The organism is Grimontia sp. THUN1695 (genome assembly GCF_059704325.2).
Window position 1 is genome coordinate 1,996,491 of record NZ_AP046577.1, and the last position, 19,769, is coordinate 2,016,259.

The 19,769-nt window shown below is 50.5% G+C and carries 19 protein-coding genes, 2 tRNA genes and 1 other RNA gene; 10 read left to right on the plus strand and 12 right to left on the minus strand.

Features of this window, described 5'->3' with window-relative positions:
• Positions 1-9: 9 nt before the first annotated feature.
• Complete coding sequence (locus AC6IB1_RS12560) at positions 10-777, minus strand: Mu transposase C-terminal domain-containing protein (RefSeq protein WP_497566948.1); 768 nt, start codon at positions 775-777, stop codon at positions 10-12.
• Positions 778-1,030: 253 nt separating this feature from the next.
• Between AC6IB1_RS12560 and istA the strand changes: the two genes are divergently transcribed.
• Together istA and istB are read left to right on the plus strand one after the other, a co-directional pair.
• Positions 1,031-2,554 carry an IS21 family transposase gene (gene istA, locus AC6IB1_RS12565; RefSeq protein ID WP_497566251.1) on the plus strand — a complete coding sequence of 508 codons (1,524 nt, stop codon included), beginning with the start codon at positions 1,031-1,033 and terminating at the stop codon, positions 2,552-2,554.
• Positions 2,555-2,565: 11 nt separating this feature from the next.
• A complete protein-coding gene (gene istB / locus AC6IB1_RS12570; protein WP_497566252.1) occupies positions 2,566-3,309 on the plus strand; it encodes an IS21-like element helper ATPase IstB in 744 nt (247 codons plus the stop codon).
• A gap of 20 nt (positions 3,310-3,329) precedes the next feature.
• Here istB and AC6IB1_RS12575 read toward each other — a convergent pair whose 3' ends face one another.
• The 4 genes from AC6IB1_RS12575 to AC6IB1_RS12590 form a co-directional block, all read right to left on the minus strand.
• Positions 3,330-4,496 carry a TnsB C-terminal domain-containing protein gene (locus AC6IB1_RS12575; protein WP_497566949.1) on the minus strand — a complete coding sequence of 389 codons (1,167 nt, stop codon included), beginning with the start codon at positions 4,494-4,496 and terminating at the stop codon, positions 3,330-3,332.
• On the minus strand, positions 4,493-5,119 hold the full coding sequence (locus tag AC6IB1_RS12580; protein WP_497566950.1) for a TnsA endonuclease N-terminal domain-containing protein: 627 nt from the start codon (positions 5,117-5,119) through the stop codon (positions 4,493-4,495). Before AC6IB1_RS12580 ends, AC6IB1_RS12575 begins: the two co-directional genes overlap by 4 nt.
• Positions 5,120-5,249: 130 nt before the next feature.
• Positions 5,250-5,346, minus strand: an RNA gene (ffs, locus tag AC6IB1_RS12585) — signal recognition particle sRNA small type.
• 136 nt (positions 5,347-5,482) lie between these two features.
• Positions 5,483-6,217 (minus strand): VP0952 family biofilm-associated protein, encoded by a 735-nt coding sequence (locus AC6IB1_RS12590; protein WP_497566951.1) that lies wholly within the window; start codon positions 6,215-6,217, stop codon positions 5,483-5,485.
• Positions 6,218-6,324: 107 nt separating this feature from the next.
• Here AC6IB1_RS12590 and AC6IB1_RS12595 point away from each other — a divergent pair, with 107 nt between their 5' ends.
• Positions 6,325-6,636, plus strand: coding sequence for an MGMT family protein (locus AC6IB1_RS12595; protein ID WP_497569140.1), 312 nt, complete (start codon positions 6,325-6,327; stop codon positions 6,634-6,636).
• A gap of 6 nt (positions 6,637-6,642) precedes the next feature.
• Here AC6IB1_RS12595 and AC6IB1_RS12600 read toward each other — a convergent pair whose 3' ends face one another.
• Entirely contained in the window at positions 6,643-7,062 is a 420-nt protein-coding gene (locus AC6IB1_RS12600) for a YbaY family lipoprotein (RefSeq protein ID WP_497566952.1), read from the minus strand.
• A 272-nt stretch (positions 7,063-7,334) separates the two neighbouring features.
• On the opposite strand from AC6IB1_RS12600, the gene tesB reads away from it, so the two are divergent.
• Together tesB and AC6IB1_RS12610 are read left to right on the plus strand one after the other, a co-directional pair.
• Entirely contained in the window at positions 7,335-8,201 is an 867-nt protein-coding gene (tesB, locus tag AC6IB1_RS12605) for an acyl-CoA thioesterase II (protein ID WP_497566953.1), read from the plus strand.
• Positions 8,202-8,303: 102 nt separating this feature from the next.
• The gene (locus AC6IB1_RS12610; protein WP_497566954.1) at positions 8,304-8,687 is read left to right on the plus strand and encodes a VOC family protein; all 384 of its coding nucleotides are present in this window, start codon (positions 8,304-8,306) and stop codon (positions 8,685-8,687) included.
• Between the two features lie 137 nt (positions 8,688-8,824).
• Here the strand turns inward: AC6IB1_RS12610 and AC6IB1_RS12615 are convergent, their stop codons facing one another.
• Complete coding sequence (locus AC6IB1_RS12615) at positions 8,825-9,289, minus strand: Lrp/AsnC family transcriptional regulator (protein ID WP_497566955.1); 465 nt, start codon at positions 9,287-9,289, stop codon at positions 8,825-8,827.
• 242 nt (positions 9,290-9,531) lie between these two features.
• Between AC6IB1_RS12615 and AC6IB1_RS12620 the strand changes: the two genes are divergently transcribed.
• On the plus strand, positions 9,532-10,599 hold the full coding sequence (locus tag AC6IB1_RS12620) for a PLP-dependent cysteine synthase family protein (protein WP_497566956.1): 1,068 nt from the start codon (positions 9,532-9,534) through the stop codon (positions 10,597-10,599).
• A 352-nt stretch (positions 10,600-10,951) separates the two neighbouring features.
• A complete protein-coding gene (queC, locus tag AC6IB1_RS12625; RefSeq protein WP_497566957.1) occupies positions 10,952-11,650 on the plus strand; it encodes a 7-cyano-7-deazaguanine synthase QueC in 699 nt (232 codons plus the stop codon).
• 119 nt (positions 11,651-11,769) lie between these two features.
• On the opposite strand, the gene AC6IB1_RS12630 is transcribed toward queC, so the two are convergent.
• The 3 genes from AC6IB1_RS12630 to AC6IB1_RS12640 form a co-directional block, all read right to left on the minus strand.
• Entirely contained in the window at positions 11,770-12,087 is a 318-nt protein-coding gene (locus tag AC6IB1_RS12630; RefSeq protein WP_497566958.1) for a DUF1244 domain-containing protein, read from the minus strand.
• Between the two features lie 104 nt (positions 12,088-12,191).
• Positions 12,192-15,320, minus strand: coding sequence for a multidrug efflux RND transporter permease subunit (locus AC6IB1_RS12635; protein WP_497566959.1), 3,129 nt, complete (start codon positions 15,318-15,320; stop codon positions 12,192-12,194).
• A complete protein-coding gene (locus AC6IB1_RS12640; protein ID WP_497566960.1) occupies positions 15,321-16,388 on the minus strand; it encodes an efflux RND transporter periplasmic adaptor subunit in 1,068 nt (355 codons plus the stop codon). It lies immediately after the preceding gene.
• A gap of 245 nt (positions 16,389-16,633) precedes the next feature.
• Between AC6IB1_RS12640 and AC6IB1_RS12645 the strand changes: the two genes are divergently transcribed.
• Both AC6IB1_RS12645 and AC6IB1_RS12650 read left to right on the plus strand, forming a co-directional pair.
• Positions 16,634-16,718, plus strand: a tRNA-Tyr gene (locus AC6IB1_RS12645).
• Positions 16,719-16,777: 59 nt separating this feature from the next.
• A tRNA-Tyr gene (locus AC6IB1_RS12650) sits at positions 16,778-16,862 on the plus strand.
• Positions 16,863-16,916: 54 nt separating this feature from the next.
• Here AC6IB1_RS12650 and AC6IB1_RS12655 read toward each other — a convergent pair.
• A complete protein-coding gene (locus AC6IB1_RS12655; protein WP_497566961.1) occupies positions 16,917-17,885 on the minus strand; it encodes a glutathione S-transferase family protein in 969 nt (322 codons plus the stop codon).
• 211 nt (positions 17,886-18,096) lie between these two features.
• Here AC6IB1_RS12655 and xthA point away from each other — a divergent pair, with 211 nt between their 5' ends.
• Positions 18,097-18,903: an exodeoxyribonuclease III gene (xthA, locus tag AC6IB1_RS12660; RefSeq protein ID WP_497566962.1), complete on the plus strand. Its 807-nt coding sequence runs from the start codon at positions 18,097-18,099 to the stop codon at positions 18,901-18,903.
• Positions 18,904-19,042: 139 nt separating this feature from the next.
• Here xthA and AC6IB1_RS12665 read toward each other — a convergent pair whose 3' ends face one another.
• On the minus strand, positions 19,043-19,765 hold the full coding sequence (locus AC6IB1_RS12665; protein ID WP_497566963.1) for an ABC transporter permease: 723 nt from the start codon (positions 19,763-19,765) through the stop codon (positions 19,043-19,045).
• Positions 19,766-19,769 lie beyond the last annotated feature (4 nt).

The window sequence follows — 19,769 nt, forward strand, 5'->3', positions numbered from 1 at the left end:
CGCTTCACGTTAATACCCATCTAAGTCGCTGATCATGTCATCCCAATTGTCAAACAGCGTCTGATCCTTTTCTTTTTGGCTAGCGTCAGCTTTTTCAGGATTAGGTAACGCGACACTCGCTTTCCCTTCACTGCCAACGCCCGAGAACTCGGCTAACTTTCGCTGCCCTTTCATTCGTTTCTTTTTGCTGGGTATTAATTGGAAAGTTTCCTGATCTTGAAGCACTCTTTGGTGAATCGCCTGTCGCGCTTTCGCTAGGCTCAGCACATCAACACTGCCTTCAATGAATTTATGATGAGCGTGAGAAATGACTTGGTGATGGTGCCATGAAAGGTTCTTGGTATAGCCAATTGGATCTTCGCAAGGCACTTCCAAATACCCTTCTAATTCTTCGAGATAAACAAAGATTCGGGAGATGTCATCAGGGTCAATTTTGACCAATTTCTTGCGGCTGCTTTCGGTTTGAGGGTATCGCTTTCGATACTCAGACAAATCAGGTGAATCGTATCGCAGATGCTTGATTTTGAAACCGAGCCGAGTAAGTGTCGGCTGCCATTTCACTCCCATAACAACAGTGAGTTTGTCGATATCCTCTTGCGTCATCGCAAGTGGAGGAAAGTCATCATAACCTTGCTGCCACAACTTGGCCGGAATACGGGAGTGTCGAGAATCTGAATCTTGATGGTATACATCAATTATCCAACGATGAAATAACTCAATGAACGTAGAGAAGCGTATCACCGCGTCTTTCTCTGGGTTGTACTCTTCTTTTTCCAATACGTTCGAGAATGTCTTACCAGGTGCGTATTCCGGCCGGATCTGAACAGTAATTCCGGAAACACTTGAACACCTATTCTGGAATCATTTGAACTCTGATTCCGGATTTATTTAGTACAGTTTTGTGCTCATTTCCGGAATCGGTGTTCAAGTACACCGGAATTTTCTCAACGCATTGAAATAACAATTAATTTGATAACTTAACCACTGACTTTTCGTTGGCGAGTGAGGGGTAGGTTTGAAAAGGATCACAATGCGTAAAATCAGAGAGGTTTTAAGGCTGCATTTCTCGGCAGGATTGAGTATCCGAGAGATCCACCGCAGCACCAAAGTCAGTGTCGGTAGTATTCAAACACTGCTCAGCAAAGCCAAGAGCATGAACTTATCCTGGCCACTGCCGGGTGAACTGGATGATGCGCAGTTGGCCCGCTGCTTTTATCCGCAAGCCGATACCCGCCATGCCAAGCGATTCCAAGAGCCGGATTGGGCAGACTTACGTAAGCAACTAAGCCGTAAGGGCGTGACGAAGCTGCTGTTGTGGGAGGAATACACTCAGCAATACCCCAACCGCTGTTACAGTTATTCCCAGTTCTGCGACCGCTATCTGCACTGGCTGAAGAAACAGCGCCGCTCCATGCGTCAGCATCACCGGGCAGGTGACGTCTTGTTCGTCGATTACGCAGGGCAAACCATGCCTGTTGTGAATCCACAGACTGGCGAGATCCGGCACGCCCAAATCTTCGTGGCGGCCATGGGAGCGAGCAGCTATTACTTCGCCGAAGCGACCTGGACGCAAGGTATACAAGACTGGCTGGGCAGCCACGTTCGGGCCTTTGACTATCTCGGTGGCGTCCCCACTATGGTGGTGCCGGACAACTTAAAAAGTGCCGTCACCAAAGCCTGTAAAAGCGACCCAGATATCAACCCGGCCTATCAGCAACTGGCGGCTCACTATGATACGGCCATCGTGCCGGCCAGACCGTATAAGCCGAAGGATAAAGCCAAGGCCGAAGTGGGTGTACAAATCATTGAGCGCTGGATATTAGCCCGGCTTCGCCATCACACTTTCTTCTCACTGTATGAGCTGAATCAGTGCATCAGCGCGTTACTGATAGAAGTAAACAGTAAGCCCTTCAAACAAATGGCTGGAACCCGTCAGCAGTGGTTCGACGAACTGGATAAACCCGCCTTAAAACCGCTACCGTGTCATGCCTATGAATACACTGACATCCGCCAGGCTAAAGTGAACATTGATTACCATGTGCAGTATGAGAGCCATCTTTACTCAGTACCGCATCAACTGGTTGGTGAGCGGGTTGAGCTTCACGCGAAGCCGCGCTTAGTGCAAATCTACTTCCAGGGTAAATGCGTTGCCAGCCACCCCCGTAATGACCGCTACGGGTTTACCACTACACCGCAGCACATGCCTGTACAGCACCAGCATTACCACAAAGTCAGTGAGGGCAGTCTGATGAACTGGGCGAAGGACATCGGCGATGACGTGCTTGTCTGGGTAAAAGCGCAGCTTAAACGCAAACCGCATCCACAGCAGGCGTTCCGCGTCTGTCTGGGCGCATTGCGATTAGCCAGCCAGTATCCACCGCAGCGGCTCAATACCGCCTGTAAACTGGCTAATCAACATCAGCTCTATCGCCTGCAACAGCTCAAAGACATCTTAAACAGTAATCAGGACAAGCTCATCAGTGAATCCAGCCAGGAAACACTGACACTCCCTCAGCACCACGAAAATATCCGTGGCCCACAGAGCTTCCATTAAGGAGAAAACCCATGGTAAACACCACACTCTCCCAACTGCACCAACTCAAACTGAGTGGCATGGCAAAAGCATTGAGCCAGCAACTCGAACAACCGGGCCAGTATCAGGACCTCTGCTTCGCTGAGCGGCTGCAACTGCTGGCCGACCAGGAAATCCATGAACGGGATAACCGTAAACAACAGCGCCTGCTCAGACAGGCCCAACTAAAACTTGCGGCAACCGCCCAGGACATCGATTATCAGCACCCGCGCGGCCTGCAAAAAAGTGTCATGACAGGGTTGCTTCAATGCGACTGGCTACAGCGGCAGCAAAACCTGTTACTGACCGGGCCATGCGGCACCGGGAAAACCTATATCGCCTGTGCGCTTGCTAACACCGCCTGCCTGAAAGGCTACACGGTGAAATACTACCGGGTGAGTCGTCTGCTCATGGAACTCACCCAGGCCAAAGCCGATGGCACTTACAGCAAGAAGCTGAAAAGCCTGGCTAAACTCAACCTGCTCATCCTGGACGACTGGGGACTAGAACCGCTAAAAGCCGCGCAGCGCAACGACCTGATGGAGATCATGGATGACCGCCATGGCAGTAGCTCAACCCTCCTCATCAGCCAACTCCCCACCGACCAATGGTATCAATCCATCGGTGATAACACGTTGGCCGATGCCATCCTCGATCGCCTGATGCACAATGCACACCGGATAAAACTGAAAGGAGAGTCAATGAGGAAAATACTGGCGACCGTTGACGCCACTTGAACACTTAAGTTAAAAATCGGTTAGCCAACGATGCGTTGATCTGAGGTGTTCAAATAAAACCGGAATGGCTGTTCAAGTAAATCGGAATACGCACCAGGGAAAGGGTCGAGAAATTTCTTATTGATAGTACCAAAAAGCCGTTCGATGAATGGCTTGAGCCACGGCTTTCTAACAGGGTTAAATTGAATATTAATACCCGATTCTAAGCATGCTTGCTCAAGGCTCTCACTCCAAAACTCTGCGCCATTATCGACAACTAACGTCTCGATTTTTCCGCTGCACGGCCAGTCATGCTGAAAGTCACTGGCAATACTACCGAGGTAATCCTTAGGTTTTGTCGCATGGACAATAGCTTTACTGACAGAATCATAGCTTGGTGGTCTGTAGCCAAGATGAAAACCAATAATGCAGGAACTGAACACATCAACAAGCAACGTTAGGTAAGGACGACCGAGCGGAACAAGAAGCTCATCATCAATCAAAATGAGATCGAGTGGCGTGTGGTCGATTTCGAGCTTTTCTAAAATGCGCGTTGGGGGCTTGTGAGCACTGAAATATCCATACCACTGGTCTGCCATGAATTTGCCATGCCTTGCGACAGCGACTTGATAGGGAGGAAGCTGCTTAATGCGTTTTTTGAAGCCAGAATAGGACAGTGGCTTTATTGTTCCTTCCACTACTCCTTCATTGTTGAGCAACACCTGATCTTTGTAATATTCATAGGCCGTTGTCATTGAAGGTCTACGAGCGTTTAAGAATCGCTCCAGCGCATCATGAAAAATTGCGCCATCACCGGTATTTTTTAATTCGTAATTACCTTTTCGATGATGCTTTGGAACCAACGCTGTGATCTTTCCACCCGACAATTCATAGCTTTTCCGCCAATCGCACACTACTCGGCTTTTTGGTGGGTCTGATTGGCCTGTTTCTTCAAAATGCTGCTGGATGAGCGGGTTAAGGTTTTTAGGTGTCCAGCCACCATTGAGGTTTTTATAGATAAAGGCGAGTAGTCGAAAGCGTTGGATAGCTTCTTCTTTCAAATGTGCAGGATAGCTATCAAGATCTCTTTCTATCAGCTTTTGTGGTTCTTTAGGTGGGGAACTATTTGGTCTAATTTCTGGATTCGATGACGGGGAAAATTCATTGCTGAACAGTGGGAAGCTATTGTCGTCATCGCTGGAGTTCATGCGCCAACCCAGACTACGCTGTGCATACCAAATTTCTCTTTATTCAATTCTGCCTGCAATTGCCCACGTGAAATTAACGCCAGGGCGTTGGCTTTTAACTCTCCGCTAGACACATGAATTCGTTGTGATAGGTCGTTGATGGAGACTAACCCACTTGCTTTCACCACTTTGAGCAACTGCATCTGGATAGCATTTACCCCGACGATACCTGTATAGCGGTGCAATAGCTTCAGATTGTATAGGACTGGATTAACTCTGATTTGGTTCTCGGTTACCAATGACAGGGGACACCCCAAAGATTTTCCCACTTCCATTTTGCAGACAAACTTCCGACGAAACTCATCCCCGTCAATTTTACTGGCAGGCTTTATCTCCAGAAATACCTCACGTCCGTCTTCATAGCTAACCCGAAAATCTGGCGTATAAGGCAGCTTTTTACCTTCAAATTGATAGTAAAAGCCTTCTGGCTGAGCCTCGAAACACACAATTTCTTTGCAATATTCGAGGTGAAAGCAGGTATCGAACTCTAAGGCGGATTCAACGGTAAGAACAGTACTGTTCTTTAAGCTAGAGAATTTAAAGAGGTTTTTGACGCGAGAATGCTTAAGATTGCGACGATACATGGGCGTTTACCGCATGTTGTTTTGTTACAAATAAATGTAGTTGTGCAATCTTATGGTGTCAATTTGCAAGCTTGTGGTGCTAGTTTGCAGACTTATGGTGTCAGAAACAAGAACGCCAGATGGGTGGAAGCCTCCCCAGCCACATCCCGGCACACACGTCCCAAGCGCGGGCTGCTTCCTTCCGGACCTGACCCAGTTCACAAGTTAGTGTTGCGGGAGGACCAAGGAGGCCTCCATAGATTTGATACACCAAAAATCTCTTGATAAAGAAACCGTTGGTTCGGGCGCATTATGTGGGATGGTAGCGCCTAATGCAAGGGGTTATCCGGCTTTCAGCAACCAAGTGGCGAGAATTTGCCCGCCCTATTCTTCTTCATGCTCGGTGTTAAGAAGGTAATCCCCCAGCCAGGCTGTGGTCAGCAGCAATAACCAGGCGACGAACACGGGATTGGGCACCGAAAACTGTGGGAAAACCACAATGGTTGCAAACGCGATAGCAGGCAGGACAACACTGAGCTTGTCGCTGCGTGGTTCACGGCTGATGCGTTGCAGCTCCTGAAGGGCGATAACAAGTGCACTGCCACAGAACGCGAACATAGCCCCCTGTGTTTCTCCCCCTGCCACTAAGGCCAGAATCAGCAATACCGGCCACCAGGTAAGTTTCCTGACCGGTTTCCAGAAGTAGGTTGCAACCCAGACCAGCGTCACACAAAGAATCTGAATCAGGGTGTAGCCGATAGCGCCGCCCAGTTTCTCGTCCCCTTGCAGCGCCAGCACGCCACATTCCATCGCTATAACGACCGAGAGCACCAACAGGGAAACCTGCAAGTTGCGGCGCTCACCGGTGATAAGCACCAAGGCAGGCAGAATCATCCAAAGGCTGAGTGAAATCGCAATAGGCTGGTAGGGCATCATGGCACCAAAGCCGAGTAAACCAAGGGCAAGAATCCAGACTGCAACACCGCCTGCGCCAGCAAAAAAGAGGGCGGGAATAGCAAAAGCCAGCAGGGGAATATCTCCGTCTGCAAAGGCAGATGACAGGGCTGCTCCCATCACCATTACGGCGGCCGTTACCGTTAATGTTACTGCATACCACATAAAGCACCTCCTGCGCATTATGCCGACGTTGGAATCCCTTTCCCTCGCCGAAACCCTTTCGTTCAGGTATCTTGGGTATTAATGATTATGTCTCTATTCGTTTCAATATGCCCAATTTTGATGACCAAATCTATGCAGTGCTTATTCAAATCCCCCCAGGAAAAGTAACAACTTACGGTGATGTCGCAAAAATAGCCGGGTTTCCCCGCCATGCGCGCCATGTCGGTAAGTTGCTTTCTTCACTGCCCAAGGATTCCAAGCTGCCCTGGTTTCGGGTGATTAATGGCAGTGGCCGGATTTCTCTGAAAGGTGAAGCGTTTGAAAGGCAAAGAGAAAAGCTGCTGGATGATGGCGTTGAGGTAAAAGAAAACGGCGCCGTTTCCTTGCGCCGTTTCCGTTGGGATGGTGAACCTGCCTAAAGAGGGTTAACGCGCCGCGCTGACTACCTGCACCTTCACATCCTGAGTCTGGGCCGGGTCGTTAATCACATGAGTGGCGGTGTCACTGATAAAAACAAGTTTCCCGTCGATTTCAATGCGTGCGCTGACGTTATAAGTATGGCCGGATTTGATCTCAGACGGTGAATAGCTCAGGCTGAATGGCAACGGCACCTGACGGCCTTCTGTCATGTAGGACTGACTGCTGATCACTTCCATCGGCGCATCCGCGCGGGAAACGTCTGCAAGAGTGACGGTCAGTTTTGCATTGTCTGGCAACGCGATACGCTGTAGGTAGTATACTTCACCGGTCACTGTCGCCATGTCTGGGTCCCTGATAATGTCAGTACAGGCAGTAAAGGCTAACGCCGTTAACGCTGCAAAAAATCCAAAAAAGGCCTTTTTCATGGTAAAACTCCCAAGGGTATACGCTTCAATTGTACTGACAAAACACGCAATAGTTTAACACTGTCGCACGGTAAACCATTCATAATTTGTGGATTTAAAATCACACGTTTCTCGTTCGCAGCAAGGTAAAACCGTTTTTTTGTTTTGCCTTCATACGCCTTAGAGAGCATAGCCGCTGATAAAGTTCGTTATAAGCGGCAAAATGCGAGGAATCTGTTATTTTTCTGTCAAGAACGTGGCTAACTGCACACTAAATCGACCAAGGGAAAACAATGAGCACAAAACTGGAAGAATTATTAGCGCTGCTGAAGCTTGAACAAATCGAAGAAGGCATTTATCGCGGGCAAAGTGAACATCTCGGCCTGCCACAGGTGTATGGCGGACAGGTGATTGGCCAGGCACTTTCTGCCGCCAAAGGCACTGTGCCGGGCGACCGTTTCGTTCACTCTTTCCACAGTTACTTCCTACGTCCTGGCGATCCGGAAAAGCCCATTGTGTATGACGTGGAAAACCTGCGCGACGGGAAAAGTTTCAGTACCCGGCGGGTAAAAGCCGTGCAGTTTGGTAAACCCATCTTCTACCTCACCGCCTCTTATCACATGAACGAACCGGGTTTCGAACACCAGTTTACGATGCCTCAGGTGCCGGGGCCGGAAGGGCTGATGTCAGAAAAACAACTGGTGGATTCAATTGCCCAGCATCTGCCGAAAAAAGTGCTGGAAACCTTTGGCGGTGAGCGCCCGATTGAAGTTCGCCCAGCGGTGGTGATTAATCCCCTTGCGCCTGGAAAACAGGAAGCGAAGCAATACCTGTGGATTCGTGCCAATGGCAAGATGGATGACGATTTGCGGGTTCACCAGTATCTGCTGGCCTATGCCTCTGACTGGGGTTTTCTGGTCACCGCGTTGCAACCGCATGGCGTTACCCTGATGACTCCGGGGCTGAAAGTCGCCACCATTGATCATGCCATGTGGTTCCACCGTGAATTCCGTATGGATGAATGGCTGCTGTTTGCTATCGACAGCCCATCTGCCAGTGGTTCACGCGGTTTAGTGCGCGGTGAGATCTATAACCAGAAAGGTGAACTGGTGGCCTCCGCCATTCAGGAAGGCCTGATGCGCCAGACCCCGAAAGGGTAACCCGCCGTTGCAGTGGGGTGGCTGTAGGGAATCTTCAAGCCCCTCCCCCCCGCCCTTTGGTTCATACTGACTTAGATTCAACACTGACAAGGAGAGCAGACGATGAAATTTCGATACACCATTCTCTATGTGCCCAGCGTGGAACAAACGCTGGCGTTTTACGAGAAAGCGTTTGGGTTCACGCGGGCTTTCCTGCACGAAAGCGGCGATTATGGTGAGCTGGATACCGGCGAAACCAAGCTGGCATTTTCTTCCCTTGAACTGATGACCTCGCTTGGCAAACACCCAAGTTCCGGCAACGCACAATCCCCGAATTTCGAAATCGCGTTTGAAACCGGGGATGTCGCTGGACACCTTGCCAAGGCACTTGAAGCCGGCGCTGAGTTGGTACAAGACACTGAGCACATGCCGTGGGGACAAACCATCGCGTATGTGCGTGACCTGAATGGCTATCTGGTCGAGATTTGCACGCCGGTAAGTGGCTGACGAGCCTTGAGATACCTCTGCCTCGCAGACTGGTATCCCGGCACATAGAGCTGGCAGGCCAGGTCTTTCCTTTGCACCAGTTCGCTGGGTGAACTGGTCAATCGTTTCCCGCCCGGCCTTTACCCGGCGAGATCTGTTTAAAGCGGTAAAGCGGTGGTGTACTTCAACGGTTCCATTGCGAAAGTTGAGGTCACATTGGTGAGGCCATCGATACTGTTCACCAGTTTTTTATAGAAGCGGTCAAAGGCCGCCATATCCGCAACCTGCACTTTCAGCATGTAGTCATACTCTCCCGCCAGGCGATAGCACTCCATCACTTCAGCAAACGGGGTGACAACATCCACAAACTTGCGGTACCAAACTTCAGAGTGGTTAGCGGTTTTAATTTGGACAAAGGCAGTGAACGAGAGTCCCAGCGCTTCAGGGTCTAAAAGGGCAACACGCTTTCGCAAAATACCGCCGTCTTCAAGACGTTTCAGGCGCTTCCAACAAGGTGTGGTGGTGAGGTTAACCCGCTCTGCCAGATCTGACAGTGACAACGATGCATCACGCTGTAACCAATCTAACAATTGGCGATCGATATTATCCAGTGAAATTGTCATGATTTTTTACCATTTCCGCAAAATTAGGTTAAACATTCTCCCACACTCAAAGCAGGAGAATATTTTTCCTCTATGTCGTCGATAATAGAATTATTTTTCTAAAATAAACGATAAATAGACAAAAAATGGCAAAACTTTCCTTCCAGCTACCGATTATATTGTCAGTAATCAGGTAACTATACCCATGGGATACACCCGGACACGGCATCATGTGGGTATCCAAATCAAAAAGTGTGGCAATAATGACTGAAGTAACTGTCCCTGCTCGTTCTTCACATTGGGTTTGCGAGGCAATTCGAAAAATCGAAGCCGATTTCCAGCGCTCTGCGGACACCCATCTGATCAAGCTTGATCTTCCCTACTTTCCGGAGATCGACATCTACCTGAAAGATGAAAGCACCCACCCAACGGGTAGCCTGAAACACCGCCTTGCACGCTCACTTTTCCTCTACGCCCTGTGTAACGGCTGGATTAAAGAAGACACCACCATCATCGAGGCATCATCCGGCAGCACAGCCATTTCAGAAGCCTACTTTGCCCGCTTGCTTAGTCTTCGCTTTATTGCCGTGGTGCCACGCTCAACCGCGAAGAAGAAAATCGAACAAATCCAGTTTTACGGCGGCGAAGCACACTTTGTTGAGCGTTCTAATGAGATTTACGCGGAATCCCGTCGCCTTGCACAAGCGCTGAACGGCCATTATATGGACCAATTCACCTACGCCGAGCGTGCGACAGACTGGCGCAGCAACAACAACATCGCCAACAGCATTTTCAGCCAGATGAAGTATGAGCGCTATGCGGTGCCAAGCTGGATTGTGATGAGCCCCGGCACAGGCGGGACATCTGCAACAATTGGCCGTTTTATCCGCTACCGCTGCCACCAGACCCAACTGATGGTGGTAGACCCGGAAAACTCGGTGTTCCACGATTGCTACAAAACCGGCGACAGCGCAATCACCCTCAATTGCGGCGGAAACATTGAAGGCATTGGCCGCCCACGCGTTGAGCCCAGTTTCATTCCCGGCGTGATTGACCGTATGGAAACCATCAGGGATGTCGACAGCATTGCCACCATCCACTGGCTGGAAAACATGCTGGGGCGCAAAGCGGGTGCCTCGACAGGTACTAACCTTTATGGCGCACTGATGCTGGCAGAAGAAATGCAATCACGCGGTGAGAAAGGCTCGATCGTTACCTTGCTTTGCGATAGCGGTGAGCGTTACCTTGATACCTATTTTGATGGGGAATGGGTGAAGGCCAATATTGGTGATATCACACCAACGCTGGCGTACCTGAAGAAGTTTGGTTGATAACTATCTGGCCTCTGAGTTCATCTAATTGATGAATCAGAACAGCCACCCTCCATAACACTGGGTGGTTGTTTTGATTTTGATGATAAATGTGACTCTTTAGAGGTAGGGACTGAAAAAGCAAAAGTATGCGAGATAAGTATGGGGTCACTCACGACAAGATTCCGACGCCCCATCAGGAAACGCTGAAACACCTCCACACACAATAAAAGCCCATTCGAGAAATCATCGCTCATTTTTCGATTGCAGTGATTGCTCTGACCTCAGATCAGAAAGATATTGTGAAGATATTTGCTTTGATTGGTATTAAACTCCCCGCCCAAGATACAGAATTCCGGAAAAGGATATTGCCATGAAAAAAGCGGTTGTCGTATTCAGCGGTGGACAGGACTCGACCACCTGCCTGATCCAGGCGCTGTCTGAGTTTGACGAGGTACATTGCATAACGTTTGATTACAACCAGCGCCACAGACAGGAAATTGAGGTTGCGTGTGACGTTGCCAAAACCCTGGACGTTGCATCGCACAAAGTGATGGATGTGGGCCTGTTAAACGAACTGGCGATCAGTTCTCTGACCCGGGACAATATCCCGGTTTCCCATGAATTGCAGGAAAACGGCCTGCCGAACTCGTTTGTACCGGGACGCAACATCCTGTTCCTGACACTGGCTGGTATTTATGCTTACCAGTTGGGCGCACAGACTGTGATCACCGGCGTGTGCGAGACCGATTTTTCTGGCTACCCAGATTGCCGTAATGACTTTGTGCAAGCGATGAATAAATCACTGGTGCTTGGTATGGACCGTGAGCTTGAAATCCGCACACCCCTGATGTGGCTGAACAAGGCAGAAACCTGGGCACTGGCAGACAAATACGGCAAGCTGGAATATGTGCGGGACAACACCCTGACCTGCTACAACGGCGTGATTGGCAGAGGCTGCGGCGATTGCCCAGCCTGTGACCTTCGCCAGAAAGGCTTGGATGGCTATCTCAGTGACAAAAAGAATGTGATGGCATCACTGGACCACAAAAGCCTTTTTGTCGCTAGGTGATCACACCAAAACTGGACATGCATAAATAACGGCATCCACAGCGGTTAAGCCGGGATGCTTTCCTGATGAAACAGCATAAAAAAGCGCCAAACGGCGCTTTCTGCTGTGATAGTGATGGCTTACTCGCCCTCTTTGGCTTTCTGGCGTGCATTATAGGCCGCCATTTGCTCATCAGTCGCTGGTAACTGGTACTTTTCCTTCCATTCGCTGTAAGGCATACCATAAACACGCTCGCGGGCTTCTTCATCACTGACATCTACACCCAGCTTATCGGCTTCAGCCTTGTACCACTTACCCAGACAGTTACGGCAAAAATCCGCCAGGATCATCAAATCGATGTTCTGCACTTCTTTGTGGCTATCAAGGTGAGACAGCAAACGGCGAAACGTCGCTGCATCCAACTGGTCTTGTTGTTCCGGGGTCAGTTTATCCGACATGACTTCCTTCCTTTATTTTGTTGTGTAGTTATGGTCTTAAAACATACCAACGGATGCTTGAAAACAAAAGAGCGGACCTAGGGCCTGCTCTTCCTGTGTTTTCATTAATGCGGTTCAAAATCACCATGCCCCGGGCGGTGAGGTTTGCATTTCTCAAGCTCAGCATTGAGCTGCGCTTCCACATAGCCCGGAGAGTGGGTCTTCACAGACAACAGGCGATACATCGCCGGAATCACAAACAGGGTCACTGTCGTCGCAAATGTCATCCCGGCAAAAATCACCGTACCTACTGCCACGCGGCTTTCATAACCTGCCCCGGTTGAGATAATCAGCGGGATTGCGCCGATAATGGTGGTAAACGCTGTCATCATAATGGGGCGAAGACGGCGCACAGATGCGTCGATAATCGCTTTCTCAAACGGTTCGCCACGGTCACGGAGCTGGTTGGCGAACTCGACGATTAGAATGCCGTTTTTGGTCACCATACCAATCAACATGATCATGCCAATCTGCGAGTAGATATTGAGCCCCTGGCTGGTCAGCCACAGGCCGATAAAGCCCCCGAAAATCCCCATCGGCACCGTCAGCATCACCACCAGCGGGTTGACGAAGCTTTCAAACTGTGCCGCCAACACCAGATAGGCAACCAGCAATGCCAGACCAAATACAATCAGGATGCTGCTCTGGTTATCCTTAAACTCTGCCGATTCACCGCTATAGCTAATCGAAATATCAGCAGGCAGCAGTTCAATCGCTTTGGCATCAAGGAAGTTCAACGCGTCGCCAAGCGTGTAGCCCTCACCAATATTCGCCGTCAGCGTAATAGACTTTTGCTTGTTGAAGTGGCGTAGCGTTTGCGCTGAAGCGATTTCCTGCACATCAGCCAGGGTATCAAGGCTCACCAGATCGCCGTTTCGGGTACGCATATAAATCTGGCTGATATCGTCTTTACTGTTGAAGCGCGTTTCATCACCCCGCAGGTAAACATCAAACTCTTCACCCCGGTCGACAAAGGTGGTTTCGCTCTTGCCACCCAGCATGATTTCCATGGTGTTAGACACTTCGTCTGCACTGATGCCCAATTCCGCAGCACGCTTGCGGTCAACGCGGACAACCAGTTCGGGGGTGGTTTCGGCGTAATCCAGATCCGCGCCCTGGAAGATGGGGCTGGCTTTGGCTTCATCCAGCATCACCTGGGCCCATTTGTTCAGCTCCTGGTAGTCAGCCCCCCCCAGAATAAACTGGACTGGCTCGCTCGAACCACCGCGGAAGCCCGGCATAAAGGCACGCATAAAGATATCAGGAATACCGCTCAAGGCATTACGTACTTCCCCCAATACTTGCTCTGCGGTCTGGTCACGGTTGTCCCAGTCCTCAAGCTGCATGATGACAAAACCGGTCTGATCGCCAGCCATACCACCAAACGCCGGAGCCTGCATGCTGATGGATGTCAGCAGCCCTTTTTCCACTAACGGCATCAACCGGCGTTCTATCTCTTCCATGTTACCGACCATGCGGTTGTAAGCCGTGCCTTCTGCCCCTTTGACAAATGCCATCAGCACACCCCGATCTTCCTGGGGCACCAGCTGCGCAGGCAGGTTTTTCATCAGGTAGACGCTACCGCCAATACAGGCAAGGATGATCAGCGGCGCAACAAATCTCGCATTCACCGCTACCGTCACCAGAGAGCGATACCTCCTCTCGAGACGGTCAAAGACGTTGTCAATCAGTCGGTTGAACGCACCTTGTTTTACATTGGCCTTGAGAATTTTGCTGCCTAGCACAGGGGTAAGCGTGAGCGCCACCACTGAGGAGAAAATCACCGACATCGCCAGCAAAACGGAAAACTCAGTAAACAATTTACCGACCATGCCTTCCATAAAAGAGATAGGCAGGAACACCATCACCAGCACAGCAGTGGTGGCGACTACCGCAAAGCCGACTTCGCGCGTACCATTGAATGCGGCAACCAGCGGGGTCTCGCCCTTCTCGATATGGTGGAACATGTTTTCCACTACCACAATGGCATCATCAACCACCAGCCCGATAGCCAGGATCAATGCCATCAAGGTCAGCAGGTTAATCGAGAAACCAAAGAAGTACGCTGCAATAAACGCGGAAATCAGGGATACCGGCACGGTCACCGCAGGAATTAAGGTCGCCCTTGCCTGACCGATAAAGATATACAGCACCAACACCACCAGCGCGCCGGTCACAAATAGGGTGCTGTAAACCTCATCGATTGAGCGTTCGATAAACACAGTAGAGTCATAATCAATCCAGAGCGATGTCCCCTCTGGCAAGAAAGGCTGGAACTCCTCCACCAATTGTCGGACCGCGACGGCCACATCCAGCGGGTTGGCATCCGACTGGGGCACAATCCCGAGGCTGAGGTTGTTCACGCCATTGTTTTTATAGGTCGCGTTCTCGTTCTGCGAACCAATGTAAACATCCGCCACGTCTTTGAGGTAAATCGGGCTGCCATCGTTTGCGGTACGCACCACCAGATAATTGAAATCTTCCGGGGTCTGGTAGAGACGCTCGGTGCGCACCGTCATTTTGGTTACGTCGTTGCGGATTTCACCGCCCGGACTTTCCAGGTTCTCACGGCGAAGTGCGTCGGTAATATCAGAAGTGGTTACGCCGCGTCCAGCCATCAATACCGGGTCAAGGCGCACATACATCACTTTATAGAGCGCGCCATAAAGCTCCACCGAACTGACCCCGCTCAGCAGGCTGAACTTGTCTTCCAACACCCGCTGGGCATATTCAGTGAGCTGGGTTCGGTCCATTTCCGGTGACGCAAGGTTGATATAAATAGACGCTTCACCAGAACCATTGGATTTAGACACGATAGGTTCGTCGGCTTCATCGGGCAGGCGCCGCTGTGCACGCGCCACCGCATCACGCACATCACTGACCCCTTCGGTCAGATCCCAGTCGATATCAAACTCCACCGTAATGCGCGACATACCATTGCGGCTCACCGAGGTGATTTCCTCAATGCCGCTGATACCGGAAAGTTCATCTTCCAGCACCTGGGTGATCTGGCTTTCCATGATACTGGCTGAGGCACCGGCATAGCGGGTCATCACTGACACTACCGGACTGTCGATATCCGGGTATTCGCGCACTGCCAGCTTGCTGAAAGAGACAATACCAAACACCAGCAGCAACAAGCTCAGGACAATCGCGACAACCGGTCGCTTAACAGAGACATCTGAGAGCCACATCTATTTGCCCTCACCCTTCGCAGTTAAATCGTTCACTTTGATGCCATCGCGCATGCTGACCAGCCCCTGCACCACGATGCGATCGCCAATCTCAAGACCACTTTCCACCGTGACCAGATTGTCGATACGGGCCCCCAGTTTCACTTCTGTGCGGTGGGCAACGCCTTGCTCATCCACCCGGTAGACAAAACGCTTGGTGCCAGAATATTCAATGGCCTGAACAGGTATCACCGCGCTCACCGCAGGTGCAAAGCCCATGGTGGCTTCCATCAGCATACCGGGGCGCAGCAAGCGTTCTTCGTTGTTAATATCGATGCGGGCACGAAGGTTGAGCGAGTCGTCACTCACGCGGGAGTCTACAGCGGTCAGTTGGCCTTCAAACGCTTTTCCTCGCCACGCTTTGGCATGGGCGACGACCTTAATTTCTTTACTGAGTTCAGGCAGATACTGCTCAGGCACATTGACATCCAACTGCATGTTCGACAGGTCATCAAGATGAAGCAGGGTCTCGCCGACTGACACCAGTTGTCCTCGGGTGATATCAACAAGGCCCACTGTGCCGCTAAACGGCGCTTTAATGAAACGATCGTCAAGCTCCGACTTGGCAGCGTCCAGACGGGCTTTGGCAATGTCAGCACTCGCCTGTTGGGCATCAAGCTCCGTTTTGGTTAACGCGCCGCGTTTATGCAATTTGGAAAATTCACCGAGCTTGCGCACTTCGTCGTTATAAAATGCTTTTGCTTCGGCAACCGCTGCTTCAGATTTAGCACTATCAAGCGTCAATAGGAGATCGCCCTTTTTGACCTGTTGACCAGCTTCAACGTAGATAGCGTCTATCTTACCCACCACTTCAGAAGCAATGACCACCGAGTTTTCAGATTTAAGGTTTCCTATCAACGAGAGGCTTCGCGCTACCGGGCGGGATTCCACCTCAGCGGTGGCAACAGCAATCGCTGGTCTTACCGGGCGCGATGAAGATTCATCTGCTGCACCACTTCGCCCCTGCAAAGCAAAAAAGCTTGCAGTGCCAAGAAGCACAACGACAGTGAAAAGCACTTTATTTTTCATTTTATTCACCATGAATAACAACCTGGAGTAGTCTACTCCATGCTTATCCTGAGTACGGTAAAGAAATGTAAATGAGATAAAAGATTTGTGCCGCTACACATCCGTTAACGGTGTATATCCTCTGTTATCTCCGTTTTCCCTTCCATGATCAGTTTTAGCGCCGAAAAAACCAGCAAACGTGCGGTATTTTAAAGAAAAATGCTTTACAGCCCTCTCTCGTCTGATAATATGCGCCCCGCAAACGTGGTGGGATTCCCGAGCGGCCAAAGGGATCAGACTGTAAATCTGACGGCTCAGCCTTCGAAGGTTCGAATCCTTCTCCCACCACCATTATTCAGCCCGGCGGCGATGTTCAATAAGATTTCCGCAGTCAGGCAAACAAAATTCATGGTGGGATTCCCGAGTGGCCAAAGGGATCAGACTGTAAATCTGACGGCTCAGCCTTCGAAGGTTCGAATCCTTCTCCCACCACCATCATTCAAAAATCCAGCTCATTGAGCTGGATTTTTTTGTTTCAGGAACATCACGTTAACGACCAATACTTTCCCGGCCATGTGGCGAGGTTAAATCCTGCACCGGCCCTTTCGGCACCACTTGTGTGGGGTTGATAGTAGCGTGGCTGTAATAGTAATGACGTTTGATATGGTGAATGTCTACTGTCTCCGCCACGCCGGCAACCTGATATAACTCTTTCAGGTAACCAAAGAGATTATCATACTGCGCAATCTGCTGACGGTTACATTTGAAGTGGCTCACGTAAACAGGATCAAAACGCGCTAAAGTAGTGAACAAACGCCAGTCCGCCTCAGTGATCTGATCGCCAACCAGATAGCGGTGGGTCGCAAGGTGCTCGTCTACTTTATCCAGAGCTGCAAACAGGTTGTCATACGCTTCTTCGTACGCATCCTGGGTGGTGGCAAAGCCGCAGCGGTAAACGCCGTTGTTGATATTGGGATAGATGTCGTCATTCCATGCATCAATCTCACCACGCAGCGCTTTCGGGTAATAATCATCGTTGTTACCTGTCAGTGCATTGAATGCAGAGTTAAACATCCGGATGATTTCAGACGATTCATTGCTGACGATGGTTTCTGTTTTCCTGTCCCAAAGCACAGGCACCGTCACGCGACCGCTGTAGTCCGGTTTGGCTTTGGTGTACACCTGATACATGTAGCGAAAACTATATAGCGGCTCAGGCTCGCTGAACTCCCAGCCATTTTCCAGCATATCCGGACTAACGACAGACACCGTAATGTGGGAGTCGAGTCCTTTAAGCTTACGGAAAATCAGGGTGCGGTGCGCCCAGGGACAAGCCAGCGACACATATAGGTGATAACGGCCGGATTCAGCTTTGAAACCACCCTCTCCGCTAGGTCCCGCCTCACCATTCTCCGTCACCCATGAGCGGAAACCGGCGTCCTCACGCACAAATTTCCCGCCGGATGACGCTGTGTCATACCAGACATCATGCCAGATGCCTTCCACTAACTTGCCCATACCCATCTCCTCTCAGCGTTTAGTTCCAGTATATGTAAGCCATACCGGGATGTCGGCGGGCATCCGTCGTCAGAGTCATTCTAAAAATTCGAATGAACAACGTGATCCAAAGGTGTACGCAGCGCTGGGCGCTAATGTCCTGCGCCGGTGGAATATTTCAGATAAACTGGTGCGACTCAACGCATGTCAGACAACAGAGAAGTACAGCAGCATGAAAGTTATTTCTTTTAATATCAACGGACTGCGCGCCCGCCTTCACCAACTTCAGGCGCTGATTGAAAAACACCAACCCGATGTGATTGGCCTGCAGGAAATCAAGGTGCATGACGAAGCCTTTCCGGTCGAGGACGTCGAAGCCATGGGTTATCAGGTCTACTTCCACGGCCAGAAAGCCCACTATGGCGTAGCGATGCTGTGTAAACAAACACCAGTACAGGTGCAAAAAGGTTTCCCGACCGATGGGGAAGATGCCCAGCGCCGTATGATCATGGCAACCTTCAAGCAAGAAGACGGCAGTGAATTGACCGTGCTGAACGGTTATTTCCCGCAAGGCGAGAACATCGAACACGAAACCAAGTTCCCGGCCAAGCGCAAGTTCTATCAGGATCTGATGACCTACCTGAACGCCTCGCACACCAATGACGAGAAGCTGATTGTGATGGGCGACATTAACATCAGCCCTCTCGATCTGGATATCGGTATCGGTGAAGTCAACCGCAAGCGCTGGCTGAAAACCGGCAAGTGTTCGTTCCAGCCAGAAGAGCGCGAAATGCTGGCAACTTTGATGAACTGGGGATTCGTTGACACCTTCCGCCAACAGTATCCGGATGTGGATGACAAGTTTTCGTGGTTTGATTATCGCTCACGCGGCTTTGATGACAACCGTGGTCTGCGTATTGACGTGATCCTGGTAACGCCTTCCCTGGCGGCCGATTGCATCGATACCGGTATTGATTATGAATTGCGGGGCATTGAAAAGCCGTCTGACCACGCGCCGATCTGGGCCACATTCAAGTAGAGCGGGACCTAGGAAGAGATGGTTCTGGGTCCTAGAAAGGCGTAGAGCTTAAAAGCTAGAAACGAAAAGAATTTACTTACTCTGAGGCTCTTGCTCTTCCTAGGACCTTTTTTTCCTAGGATCCAGGGCCAGCTCTTAATTAACTCTCCAACGGCCTCAAATGCCTGTGCCAGCGATGCTCTAAACGTTTAAAGCCGTACACAATGGCAAATGTCAGGCACAAATAAATGGCAGCCACGAACAGGAAAGCATCAAACGGGGCGTAGAAACGCGCATAGATATCACGTGCAGCGCCTGTAAGGTCGATAATGGTCACCACCGAGGCAATTGAGCTGGCGTGCAGCATAAAAATCACTTCGTTACTGTACGCTGGCAATGCCCGACGAAAGGAAGACGGCAGAATAATGCGGCGCAAGATGGTAAAGCGCGACATGCCATACGCCTTGCCAGCTTCAATTTCCCCAGCCGGGGTGGCAACCATCGCGCCACGCAGTATTTCTATAGTGTAAGCTGCGGTATTAAGTACAAACGCCAGTAGGCAGGGGTAAAACGCATCTTCGACCACCGCCCAGAACATTGACTGCTGGATCCCTTCAATCGTCGCCACACCATAGTAGATAAGGTAGAGCTGGATAAGCAGCGGAGTGCCACGGAAAATATACACGAAGAACCAGACCGGACGGTTAATCCAGGGATTTTTTGACGTTCTTGCTATTGCCAGCGGCACGGCGACAATAAGCCCCAGCACCAGCGACAGGAACACCAGTTGTACGGTAACGGTCAGACCACTCCAGTAATGGAGAATGGTGGTCGAGGTAAAGATGTCGTTTTGATCGAGATAAGCATAGATAGATTCTAACATTCCG